General features: G+C 38.4%; 12 protein-coding genes. 8 read left to right on the forward strand and 4 right to left on the reverse strand.

Features of this window, described 5'->3' with window-relative positions; genetic code table 11:
- Positions 1-196 precede the first annotated feature (196 nt).
- Positions 197-514, forward strand: a complete 318-nt coding sequence (locus tag AC1W6K_RS09075) for a DUF3276 family protein (protein WP_481947244.1) — start codon at positions 197-199, stop codon at positions 512-514.
- A 92-nt stretch (positions 515-606) separates the two neighbouring features.
- A complete protein-coding gene (ychF, locus tag AC1W6K_RS09080; protein WP_481721448.1) occupies positions 607-1,710 on the forward strand; it encodes a redox-regulated ATPase YchF in 1,104 nt (367 codons plus the stop codon).
- Here the strand turns inward: ychF and AC1W6K_RS09085 are convergent.
- The 3 genes from AC1W6K_RS09085 to AC1W6K_RS09095 are packed head-to-tail and all read right to left on the reverse strand — an operon-like array spanning position 1,707 to position 6,496.
- Positions 1,707-2,948 (reverse strand): type IX secretion system plug protein, encoded by a 1,242-nt coding sequence (locus tag AC1W6K_RS09085; protein ID WP_481947245.1) that lies wholly within the window; start codon positions 2,946-2,948, stop codon positions 1,707-1,709. The two genes, ychF and AC1W6K_RS09085, sit on opposite strands and share 4 nt — an antisense overlap.
- A gap of 1 nt (position 2,949) precedes the next feature.
- On the reverse strand, positions 2,950-4,824 hold the full coding sequence (locus AC1W6K_RS09090) for an ABC-F family ATP-binding cassette domain-containing protein (RefSeq protein WP_481721416.1): 1,875 nt from the start codon (positions 4,822-4,824) through the stop codon (positions 2,950-2,952).
- A 37-nt stretch (positions 4,825-4,861) separates the two neighbouring features.
- Positions 4,862-6,496, reverse strand: a complete 1,635-nt coding sequence (locus tag AC1W6K_RS09095; protein WP_481947246.1) for an FMN-binding glutamate synthase family protein — start codon at positions 6,494-6,496, stop codon at positions 4,862-4,864.
- On the opposite strand from AC1W6K_RS09095, the gene AC1W6K_RS09100 reads away from it, so the two are divergent.
- From AC1W6K_RS09100 to AC1W6K_RS09120, 5 genes are read left to right on the forward strand one after another with little or no spacing between them, the layout of a single operon-like run.
- Positions 6,495-7,574, forward strand: a complete 1,080-nt coding sequence (locus AC1W6K_RS09100) for an Ldh family oxidoreductase (protein WP_481947247.1) — start codon at positions 6,495-6,497, stop codon at positions 7,572-7,574. The genes AC1W6K_RS09095 and AC1W6K_RS09100 overlap by 2 nt on opposite strands.
- Position 7,575: 1 nt before the next feature.
- The gene (gene mltG / locus AC1W6K_RS09105) at positions 7,576-8,610 is read left to right on the forward strand and encodes an endolytic transglycosylase MltG (protein WP_481947248.1); all 1,035 of its coding nucleotides are present in this window, start codon (positions 7,576-7,578) and stop codon (positions 8,608-8,610) included.
- 1 nt (position 8,611) lies between these two features.
- A complete protein-coding gene (locus AC1W6K_RS09110; RefSeq protein WP_395785408.1) occupies positions 8,612-9,022 on the forward strand; it encodes an acyl-CoA thioesterase in 411 nt (136 codons plus the stop codon).
- The gene (locus AC1W6K_RS09115) at positions 9,019-9,945 is read left to right on the forward strand and encodes a YihY/virulence factor BrkB family protein (protein WP_481947249.1); all 927 of its coding nucleotides are present in this window, start codon (positions 9,019-9,021) and stop codon (positions 9,943-9,945) included. The genes AC1W6K_RS09110 and AC1W6K_RS09115 overlap by 4 nt, the downstream gene beginning before the upstream one ends.
- A 5-nt stretch (positions 9,946-9,950) precedes the next feature.
- On the forward strand, positions 9,951-10,577 hold the full coding sequence (locus AC1W6K_RS09120; protein WP_481947250.1) for an L-threonylcarbamoyladenylate synthase: 627 nt from the start codon (positions 9,951-9,953) through the stop codon (positions 10,575-10,577).
- 4 nt (positions 10,578-10,581) lie between these two features.
- Here AC1W6K_RS09120 and AC1W6K_RS09125 read toward each other — a convergent pair whose 3' ends face one another.
- Positions 10,582-11,448, reverse strand: a complete 867-nt coding sequence (locus AC1W6K_RS09125; protein WP_481947251.1) for a lysophospholipid acyltransferase family protein — start codon at positions 11,446-11,448, stop codon at positions 10,582-10,584.
- A 68-nt stretch (positions 11,449-11,516) separates the two neighbouring features.
- Here AC1W6K_RS09125 and AC1W6K_RS09130 point away from each other — a divergent pair, with 68 nt between their 5' ends.
- Complete coding sequence (locus AC1W6K_RS09130; protein ID WP_481947252.1) at positions 11,517-12,128, forward strand: WbqC family protein; 612 nt, start codon at positions 11,517-11,519, stop codon at positions 12,126-12,128.
- The last annotated feature ends 27 nt before the right edge of the window (positions 12,129-12,155 follow it).

Below are 12,155 nucleotides of genomic sequence, written 5' to 3' on the forward strand. Positions count from 1 at the left end.
TAAAACCAAATATATTTTACTCAATGGACTTTGTGAATAGAGGTTAAAGTTTAGATTTTATTATCGCAATTAAAAACTTTGTACGTAGAACGCTGATTTATACGACTTTAGCAATGATAAATTTTTTCATAAATATTTGAGTGAATCAGATTATATAGTAGATTTACGAATTGTGAAACCAAAATTTTAGTTTAAAGTGGAAGAAAGAGATAGAGAAGAATTATTTTCAAAACGTATCCGAGCTGGTAAAAGAACCTATTTTTTTGATGTTAAGTCAACACGCTCGTTGGATTATTACATTACAATAACAGAAAGTCGACGGCATCAGAAGGAAGATGGATTTGTATACGAAAAGCACAAGATGTTTTTATACAAAGAAGATTTTGACAAGTTTGTTGAAGGTTTGAATGAAACTGTTAGCCACGTTAAAACTGAGCTTATGCCTGATGTTGATTTTAATTCCTTTAAGCGTGAAGAAGATGAATTTGGTAGTACAGATCTTAAGTGGGAATAAGATTTTTCAATAAATACGAAAAAAGCCTCTGAGTAATCAGGGGCTTTTTGATTTTTAGCCGTACTTTTATGGCTTCATTTTTTAATGTAATTATGGGATTAACTTGTGGTATTGTTGGTTTACCTAATGTAGGCAAATCTACGTTGTTTAGTGCTATTTCGTCTAATAAAGCTGAGGCAGCGAATTATCCTTTTTGTACGATTGAGCCGAATGTGGGGATTGTTACTGTTCCTGATGAGCGTTTAAATATCTTAGCTGAATTTGTAAAGCCTAATCGGATTTTGCCAACTGTTATTGAATTTACAGATATCGCCGGTTTGGTGAAAGGGGCATCAACTGGTGCAGGTCTTGGTAATAAGTTTTTAGCCAATATCCGTGAGGTAGATGCCATCATTCATGTGGTTCGTTGTTTTGAAGATGAAAATATTATCCACGTAGAGGGGCGTGTTAATCCGATTTCTGATAAAGAAATCATCGACATGGAATTACAGTTAAAGGATTTAGAATCCGTTGACAAAAAAATACAAAAAATTGAACGTGCGGCTAAGAATGGTGATGCGAAAGCGAAGCAAGAGCTTGCTGCGGTCCAACAATTTAAATCGGCTTTAGAAGCGGGGCGTTCGGCAAGAACGGTTGAGATGGATGCTGAATTACGTGAAACAGCCATAGGAGAGTTGTGTTTATTGACTGACAAGCCTGTGATTTATGTAGCGAATGTGGATGAAGATTCAGTAGCCAAAGGTGGAAATGAACACGTGGAAGCATTGCGTGCCAATGTTCAGGCTGAAGGAGCTGAAGTAATCGTTATTTGTGCGGCCTTGGAAGCTCAAATAGCTGAAATGGAAGAGGAAGAAGAACGTGTTATGTTTTTAAATGAATATGGGTTAACAGAGTCAGGTTTAAGTAAGTTGATCCGTAGTTCATATGCCTTATTGAATCTCATTACCTATTTCACGGCTGGTGTACAAGAAGTTCGTGCTTGGACGATACAAAAAGGTTGGAAGGCACCTCAAGCTGCTGGTGTTATTCATACTGATTTTGAGCGCGGATTTATACGCGCTGAGGTGATTAAAATGGCCGATTATCAAACATATAAAAGTGAGGCTGCTTGTAAAGAAGCAGGCAAGTTGAGTGTGGAAGGTAAAGATTACGTTGTGCACGATGGAGATATCATGCATTTTAGATTCAACGTTTAACGAATTGAGTTGATGCGCTGAAAGCCAATTAACGCGTCGATTCGTGTACCTGGTTTTCTGAAATAAACCAAAATGTCATATTGGTTTTCAGTTTGAGCATAATTCCCTTCCAAGTAATCGGAAGGGTTTTTTGTTTCAAAACGGTAGTTATATATTCCTTGCTTGAGTACTAAATTAGCCTGATACATACCTGATGTAGGATTGTAGGTCATTTTGTTTGTCGCATTTTTTTGATAATTATTAAAGCCGCCTGTTACATAGACGTCTTCGGGCGCTTGATTAGTCGCTTTTAAGTTAAACTGGCAAATGACATAATCTGCGTAGCGCGTGTCATGGACGTTTTCATAATTGCTGATAATGTAATGGCCATTTAAATCCCTTCGTTCTGTGTAGGTATATAATCCTTGTGGAACTTCCACTTGTGTTTTCACGATCGTTTCCGTTTCCTTTTCATCAATGCTAGAAACAAAATTCAATTTTTGTTGCACACTGCGTAAATCAATTAATCGAAATTCATTTCCCGCGAGGACACTATTTTCTTGATTAAAACTCGGGAAACGAATGCTACGATCCATGCTGTTAATCACAGGTTTGGGTAGATTTTTTAAAATGAAATTTGGTTCATTATTTTTACGAACAAAGACACGTAAGTCATCTTCAGACTGAATCATTAAACCATCTGAATACTTGAGGTATAATTGAAGGACCTGGCTAGTTGCCCGGCTTGCATTTGTCTGGCCAAATTGTACGGAGGCAGCTACTTGAATCTCATTTTCTACAATGGAAAAACGTTGCGTCAATACGGTATCTCGTTTATTTCGGTTGGCATAAACCTGGGCGATGTAATTTCCAGAAATACGTACTTTGGGTAACGCAATGTGATAATTCAAATACGGAACTTTCGTGCCCATAGATGATTTAGCGTCTCGCAATGGGATGTCATTAAAATCTTGTAAATACTCAATTTCCGATAGAGAAGAAGGCGTCCAATCGGACTGGCATGAAATAATTCGCAAATAGTACGTATTCGTTTTTAACGACAAATCATCAAAGGATAGAAACCAAGCGTCTTGTTGGCGTAAATCAATGACCGGTTGGCTTTGAATATATTGCTGTGGATCTACATTGCCAACAAATACAGTTTTGATATTTTCGCGGTGGATGGTGCTTTTAATTTGTGCTATGGACACTGGTATAGACAAAAATAAGATACTGAAAATGATTCCAATGCGTTTCATTTTATCCGATAAGCAATTCCCAAGCAGTAGTTGTTTCGTCTAATTTTAACTGCACTTCATTTCGCTTTAACTCCAAATTTTTCAAATCGTCAAATTTGGATGCTTGAGCTAATGCGGCCATGTCGTGTTCAATTGTTTCTAATTCATTCTCCAAGGTCATGATTTGAGTTTCTAATTTCTCAATTTCCTTTTCTGTGGATTTAGATTTAGGTGTAACCTCAACAGGAGCTAGTTCTGGCTTAGGTTTTTCTTTGCTTTTTGCAACGGGTGCTTGTTCGCTGGTGCGCGTCGACATCCATGTTTCATATTCGTCAAATGAACCTGGATATTCCTTCACTTCATTATCTTCAATGTACCAGATCTTGTTGGCAATATTGGAAACAAAATAACGGTCGTGCGATACGACAACATAGGTTCCCTCATATTGTTGCAAGGCTTGAATCAAAATATTAACCGATTGCATGTCCAAGTGGTTGGTAGGTTCATCGAGTAATAAAAAGTTTGCCTCCGAGATCAATACTTTGGCAAGCGCCACACGTGATTTTTCTCCACCTGAAAGTACTTTAATCTTCTTGAATACTTCTTCTCCTGAAAATAAGAAACAGCCCAAAACACTCCGCAACTCCATTTCAGTTTTGGTGGTTCCTGTTGATTTTAATTCTTCTAATAAGGTATTTTCAACTGATAAACTTTCTAATTGGTGCTGCGCAAAAAACGACTCAATTACGTTGTGCCCAATACGTCTCTCACCTTCTATTTTTTCCGTACCAGAAATAACACGTAATAGGGTAGACTTACCTTTACCGTTGGCACCAATTAAAGCGATTTTGTCACCACGATTAATAGTCGCAGATGTATTTTTCAGAATGACTTTATCACCATATGCTTTGGTAACATGTTCTAAGAACAAAATAAAACGACCTGGTTGTGTGCCAAAATTGAATTTAAAATTCACTTTTGCTTTTTCATCAATTACATCATCAATAATATCAATACGATCGAGTGCCTTGACGCGTGATTGCACTTGCTTAGCCTTGGATGCTTTTGCTTTAAATCTTTCTATAAACCGTTCAGTTTGTCGAATTTGAGCTTGTTGGTTTTCAAATGCTCCCTTTTGAACCTCATTTCTAAGCGTTTTTTCTTCCGTGTAAAACGAATAATTACCTGGATATAACGTGATTTTGGCACCTGAAACTTCCGCAATGTGATCAATTGTACGATCCAGGAAATAGCGATCGTGTGAAACGACTACAATTGAGCCTTCATAATCATGTATGTATTTTTCTACCCATTCGATGGACGGCAAGTCCAAGTGGTTGGTAGGTTCATCGAGTAATAACAAGGATGGTTTTTGCAATAATAATTTGGCCAACATCACACGCATGCGCCATCCTCCGGAGAATAAACGCAAAGGCTGACTCAGATCTGCGGTTGTGAAACCAAGACCTTCCAATATCTCCTCTGTTTTGGATTGGATCGTGTATCCATCTAAACGTTCGAATTCTTCTTGAAGTTTAGCGAGCTGGTCTACATCCTTGTCTTCATAATTTGTTTCCATCTTATGAAGTACTTTGTCAATTAGCTTCTGAAGTTCCAATTGGCGCTCAAAAGCCTGCATCGCAACCTCTAATATGCTATCGTCCGTTTGATAGGATAATAAATCTTGATTTAAAAAACCAATAGTACACTCCCCTGATTTGGAAATATTTCCGCCATCTGGCGTGTATTCACCAGAAATTAACCGTAAAAGTGTGGATTTACCTGTACCATTAGCTCCAATTAAGCCGATTTTAGCTCTTGGTTTAATGTGAAGATTTGCACCATCATAAAGTGCCCGACTACCGAAATAGAAACTTAGATTGGATATTGATAACATGGGTGCAAAGATAATCGTTTATATCCAATCAATCAGCCTAGGGACTTAAACGATTTCGTGCTTCTTTGCCGCCTAAATAGGGACATTCAAATAGTGTATTGAAATTTTCAAATACAAGCGGCGTTTTATGGTATCCGAGTGCTTTCGCTAATGTTGTTGTTCGATTATTATCTCCCATAGATAATTCGATATCATCCATCGTCATTTGGCAAGGGTGCTCATATCCGCAAGCATGGGCAATATCCGCAATTTCCTTAACCAAAGTATGGTGGTATTGATTGAAGCGTTCACTTTTTATGGTTATGTCTATGCCGCTCTGCAACCACTTGCTGGAAGTCGCAATACCTGTTGGACACGTATTTGTATGACATTTTTGTGCTTGAATACAGCCAATAGACAACATGGCCTCTCTAGCTATGTTAACCGAATCTGCTCCCATAGCAAAAGCCATTAAGGCCTTTTCTGGAAAACCAAGTTTACCGGAAGCGATAAAAAAGATTTTATCGGCCAACTCATGGCGTTGGAATATCTGGTACACTTTCGCAAATGCAAACGTAAATGGCATGGACACGTGATCTGCAAATGCATGTGGTGCAGCACCAGTTCCTCCTTCTCCGCCATCGATTGTAATGAAATCTGGTCCTTGATTGTGCTTTTTCATGTAGGTGGCTAATTCCTCCCACTGTTCAAGCTTTCCGATGGCTGATTTAATGCCAACGGGCAGACCGGTGGCTTTGGCCATGCGTTCGATAAAGTTGACTAATTCAGGTATACTTTTAAATTCTGAGTGAAATGCAGGAGAGAAGGCGTCTTTTCCCGCCTTAATTCCTCTAATGTTTGCGATTTCTTGATTTACTTTTGCGGCAGGTAACATTCCTCCTTTTCCAGGTTTAGCGCCTTGTGATAGTTTTAGTTCAATCGCTTTTAATTGTGGATTTTCTTTTACTTTTTGGATTAGTTTATCCATCGAAAATGAACCGTCTAATTCACGCACACCAAAATAGGCCGTTCCAATATTAAGTACGATATCAGCCCCCATTTGATGATAAGGGGAAAGCGATCCCTCGCCTGTATTGTGAAAGCAACCAGCAATCTTGGCACCTATATTCAATGATTCAATCGCTTTAGCTGATAATGATCCAAAACTCATACCCGAAATATTAACAATAGAATAAGGACGGTATGGTTTTTCTCGTTTGTGGTAAAGGCCGATTACCTTATTTGCAGGTACTGCGCCAGGATTTTTTCGTGATAAATGATCCGCAGGGGCGTTGTAGCCCATCATCGCATTTTTTATAAAGATGTAACCGGGTGAATTAAAATCCTGATCAGAACCAAAACCCTGCAAATTATTTTCTTTCTTGGACGAAGCGTAAATCCAGGACCTTTCTTGGCGATTAAATGGAAGTTCTTCACGGTTGTTGGCAACAATGTACTGCCTTAATTCAGGACCAATTTTCTCTAGCCAATACCTTAAATGACCTACCAGAGGATAATTGTGTGAGATGGTATGTTTTTTCTGAATAAATACATCTCGAATAATAACTCCTACCAGGATACAAACGATCCAGAACCAAATTGAATTTATGATTGTCATTTGTTGATGATTTTGAACAAAATTGCATAATTTTTCCCAATTCTTATTTTTATCTTTGTCGTTTATTTTATCCATGCAAGCAGATTTTTTTCAGTTAAAACAATTTGTCATTTCCGTCTTTACTTCCATTGGTTGTTCAGATGAAGATGCTGAATTAGCAGCCGATGTTCTCGTTTCTGCGGATGCGCGTGGAATTGATTCGCATGGGGTAGCACGATTGGCTGGATATGTTCGGTTGTTTGATCATGGCCGACTAAATACCAAGCCAAACATTAAGATTCTTCATGAATCACCTTCAACCGCCTTGTTAGACGGTGATCGTGGTTTAGGATTAGTTGTTGCGCCCAAAGCAATGGAAATAGCTTGTGAAAAGGCTGCTTTGGCAGGCACAGGCTGGGTAGCCGTTCAAAATTCGAATCATTTTGGGATTGCTGGGTACCATGCGATGAAGGCGGTGCCCCAACAAATGATTGGTTGGGCCATGACGCATTCGGCCCCTTTAGTCACGCCTACGTTTTCAAAAGAAAAATTATTGGGAACCAATCCAATTGCGGTAGCGATTCCTGCGAAGGAAGAGCCTGCTTTTTTGGCCGACTTTGCATCTACGGCTGTGGCTTACGGAAAATTAGAGATACTCCAACGAAAAGGTTTAGATACACCTGATGGTTGGGTTCAAGATAAAGATGGCAATCCAAGCAATGATGCATTTGCGATAAAAAATGGCGGTGCTTTGCTTCCTTTAGGTGGTGATCGAGAGCATGGATCGCATAAAGGATATGGTTTAGGTGCTATTGTTGATATCTTATCGGGTGTTTTGTCAGGAGCAAATTTTGGACCTTGGGTTCCCCCATTTGCCACGGCCGGATTTATGCAAGCTGGAGAAACCGTGGGCAAAGGAACGGGACATTTTTTAGGGGCAATGCGTGTGGATGCTTTTCGTCCTACGGAACATTTTTTACACGATATGGATACGTGGATTCGTCGGTTTAGGAATGCAGAAGCTGTTAAAGGCAAGCATGTATTAATCCCAGGAGATCCAGAAAGATTATTAGAAATTGAGCGTAAACGAGATGGTATTCCATTGGTAGAACCCGTTGTAGCAGATTTGTCGGCCTTAGCCTCTCGCTTCAATTTAGACTTTAAATTAGATTAATATGGTGCCTAATAAACGAATCAAAATTTTCATTTTGGGTTTATCCTTGTTTTCAGCCATGTTTTCATACTACGTATGGCAAGTGTTCAAGACACCTAATTTTAATGTCTCGGGTAAAAAAGATTTTGCCCTTTTAATTCCTGCAGGTTCTGATTTTACAACTGTATTGGATACGTTAAAGAATCATGACATGGTACGGGACCAATTAAGTTTTCGATTTTTAGCCAAAGTGATGGGTGTGGCTTCGCGGGTTCGTCCGGGTCGTTACCTTATTTCAAGTGAAACGGGTAATTTCGAGTTGCTACGAAAAATGCGTAACGGGAAGCAAGATGCCATTAAAGTCGTGATAAATAATTTCAGGTTGAAAGAGGATATTGCAGGAAAGTTAGGTCGCCAACTGAGATTTGATTCAACGTATATCTATCGCATGTTGGATTCCAATGAGATTGTTTCCGCCTATGGTTATACCAAAGAAACGATTCCATGCTTATTTATTCCCGATACGTATGAAGTGTTTTGGACATCGTCATTTGATGATTTGATGAAAAAGATGCAACAGGCGAATAATCGTTTTTGGACTGATAATCGCATTAAGCAAGCAGCTAACCTGAATTTAACACCAGTTCAAGCAGGTATTTTAGCTTCCATTGTTTATGGTGAAAGTAAAGAAACTAGTGAGCAAGCACGCATTGCTGGCGTTTATTGGAATCGATTCCGTACAGGAATGCCGCTTCAAGCTGACCCAACGATTGTTTTTGCTTGGAAGGACTTTACCATTAAGCGTGTGACGGGTAAGTACACGGTAATTAATTCACCTTACAATACGTATCGAAACATTGGTTTGCCTCCGGGTCCAATATCCATTCCACCGCGTGATGTGATTAACAAAGTTCTGAATTTGGAGAAACATAGCTACCTCTATTTTTGTGCCAAGGAGGATTTTTCGGGTATGCATAATTTTGCAGTCACCTATGAAGAGCATCTGGTGAATGCCGCTAAATATCAATCGGCCTTGGATGGTTTAAAAATTCATTAATATGTATGCACATGCCATTAAATACCGTGTTTGTTATGCGGATACGGACCAAATGGGCTACGTATATTACGGGAATTATGCGCGTTTATATGAAATTGCGCGGGTTGAAACCTTGCGCAGTTTAGGAGTAAGTTATCGCGATTTAGAGAATAATGGGATCGGTTTGCCTGTGATTGAGCATTACACTAAATTTCATGCCCCTGGTTTATATGATGATGAATTAACCGTTATTTGTCAAGTGGAAGAATTGCCTGCCGCGCGTATTAAATTTAGTTATCGAATTAAGAATGAGGCAGGAGAGTTGATAAACGAGGGAAATACGACCCTTGTTTTTATGACGTTGGCTAGCAAAAAGGTGATTAAAGCACCCGAGTTTGTGTTAAATGCCTTGCGTCCTTACTTTGAATTATGAGGAAGAATTTCATCAAAGAACTTAAGTTGATTTGGCGTGAGTATGAAGAGCATTATGTGCTCGTTCGTGTGATTTCTATTTTGTATCAAAAGATTTTTCAATTTGACATTGACGTTCGTGCGGCTGCAGTTGCGTATAACTTTACATTGGCTGTTTTCCCAACAATCATCTTTTTATTCAGTTTGTTGCCCTATATGCCCATTGATCATCTTGATTATAAGATGATTTCCTTTATCAAGGCTACTGTGCCTAAGAATTTGCAAGCTGATTTAACGGAGTTAATTACGGAGATTGTGAATAAAAAAAGGGGAGGAGTTCTTTCGTTTGGATTCTTTTTTGCCTTGTTTGCTTCTACTAGTGGTATAATGGCTTTAATTCGTTCGTTTAATTTGACCTATAAGACGAATGCCAATCGAGGTTTTCTAAAGGAGCGTGCTGTGGCAGTTGGCCTTAATTTTTTGTTAACCTTTGTGTTGATCACATCTTTTGTGGTCTTTATCATTGGTAACTTCATCGTGAAGTATCTCGCTAAGGAAGGTATTTTAGAGTATAATTTCACATTTTACCTGACGAAGGTGTTGACGTATTTTATTATATTTTCAGTCTTCTTTTTTACGATATCAATCATTTATTATTATGCTCCAGCAATTCATAAGCGGTGGAAATTTTTCAATGCTGGTTCAATCACAGCCTCTATTTTGACGATTTTAATTACCAATGTATTCTCCTATTATTTGGTCAATTTTGCTACGTATCATAAAATTTATGGGTCGATTGGTTCGCTGATTGCCTTAATGGTTTGGTTATATTTTATCTCACTTATTTTGATTGTTGGCTTTGAAATTAATGCCAGTATTGATCAAGTGAAGACGGAGGAGCAAGATGAGGTGGAATCTAAGGACGACTTCTTTGTAAATTATTAATGGGAATGTCTGCAGAAATCAAACGTATCTACGATAAAAACAATTCGGTTGAATTAATTGATTCAGTTGTTCAAGTCTTGCTAAAAGGCGGTGTAATCATTTATCCGACCGATACTATGTATGCAATCGGTTGTAGTATTCAATCCCAGCAAGCGGTCAATCGAATTTGTGAGATTCGGCAGATTAAGCCAACCAAAAACAGATTCTCATTCATTTGTGCCGATTTAAGTGCGATTTCAAATTTTGCCAAAGTCAGTGATTTTGCTTTTAAAATCTTAAAGAGGTATTTGCCTGGAGCCTACACATTTGTATTGCCGGCAAGTTCAAAGGTTCCGTCGGTATTAGTTCAGAGTAAAAAGACGGTGGGTATTCGTATTCCTGATTACGGCCCGATATTAGAAATTGTTCGTCAATTAAGGCATCCAATTTTGACAAGTTCGTTGCCAACGGACGGTTTTGATATTGAAGATTATACGGATCCTAGTTTAATTGTGGAGGAATATGGCAATCAAGTAGATTTGATATTGGATGGTGGAATTGGTGGATTAATCCCATCTACGGTTATTGATCTTCAAGATGACTTGATTGATATCATTCGGGAAGGAGCAGGGGATTGTGCTGATTTTAACTAGTTTACTACTTGATGTTAATTTCAGTTGGCTTTTTATGTTTCCAGCGTCTGTGAGACCAAAGATATTGATCTGGGTGGGCGATGATGGATTTTTCTAATCTGCGGGCAAATCGTTCGATTATTTCCCCTTTTTCCAACTGATCATAGGTTTCAGGGCTAGCTAGTGATTCAAAACTCATGGTGTATTCTCCTCTTCCGGCACGAATAAGTTCAACAAAAATGACTGGGTAATTATAGTCTTTGGCGAATCGTTCCATGCCCGTAAAAAAGGCAGTATCCTGGTTTAAAAAGGTGGTCCAATACGCTGATTCTGGCTTTTGTGGTGCTTGGTCGGCAGCTAAACAGATAGCTCTCGGAATATCTTTTCGATCACGTGAAGCCAAAATGGACTCTCTTTTTTCTAACAGAGTTACACCTTTAAAGCGACTGCGCACTTCCATGGTGAATTCATTGAAATCTTTATTATTTAATCGTTGGTATACTACATCATACGCATTTCCAGATAGTCCTAACCGATGAATAGCCCATTCCCAATTCCCTTGATGGCCTGCTACGAGAACTACGGGTTGATTGTTATTTAAGTGGGACGTGATGATTTCTTCGTTAATAAAACGCATACGTTGCATCATTTCTTGCGGACTGATGCGTACACCGTAAAAGAATTCGACTAATTGGTCAGTTAGATATCCGTAAAATTTGTTGCGAAGTAAACGTATTTCATCGCCGGTTTTTTCAGGAAATGAATTCTTTAAATTTAATTCAATTACTTTTTTGCGGTAAGAAATCAAATAGTTGAAAATAATTCGGATGCCACTAGCGAGTCCATAAAGAACTGAAAGAGGTAACTTACCAAGTAATCTATAAAAAAACATAGCCTGTTTTTTAAGGGTTAATGCGTGTAAACTTGTAGTTTTGCAAATATCCGATTAATTTTTTGGGAATGCATATTGAGATTCATTATTTGCCGTCAATAGAATATATGGCCTTGATTTATACCGCTTCAGAGGTTCAATTTGAGGTTTATGAGAATTTCCCTAAACAAACCTTTCGGAATAGAACCCGAATTTTAGGAGCTAATGGAGTAGAAACGTTGACTATTCCTGTCAAACATACATCAGGTACGAAGCAATTAAGCAAAGATGTACAGATTGATTATGGACAAGATTGGATAAGACGTCACCAAGGTGCCATTCAGGCCGCTTATGGAAATGCTCCATTTTATGAACACTTCGATCCATTTATTCAACAGATATTTGCGAAAAAATTAAAATATTTAGTAGATTTAAATATCCATTATTTTAATTTTTTAACTAAAGTATTGGGAAAGGCTTTGCCTAATTCCATGACAGACGTTTTTATGGGCTTTGAAACTGATTCCAAGTGGAATATTATTCAGCCAAAGGAAACGTGGGAATTGCGGCCTTATTACAGATTAATGCCTTATCGGCAATGTTTTGGTCAAAGTTTTGTACCAAATTTGTCGGTTTTGGATTTAGTAATGAATCATGGGAATGAATCCCTTAATATTTTAATGCAAAGTTTGAACAAATAGCGGCTTTATCGTGTTTTCGAACAAAAA

The sequence above is a fragment of the Aquirufa sp. genome, from assembly GCF_964796385.1.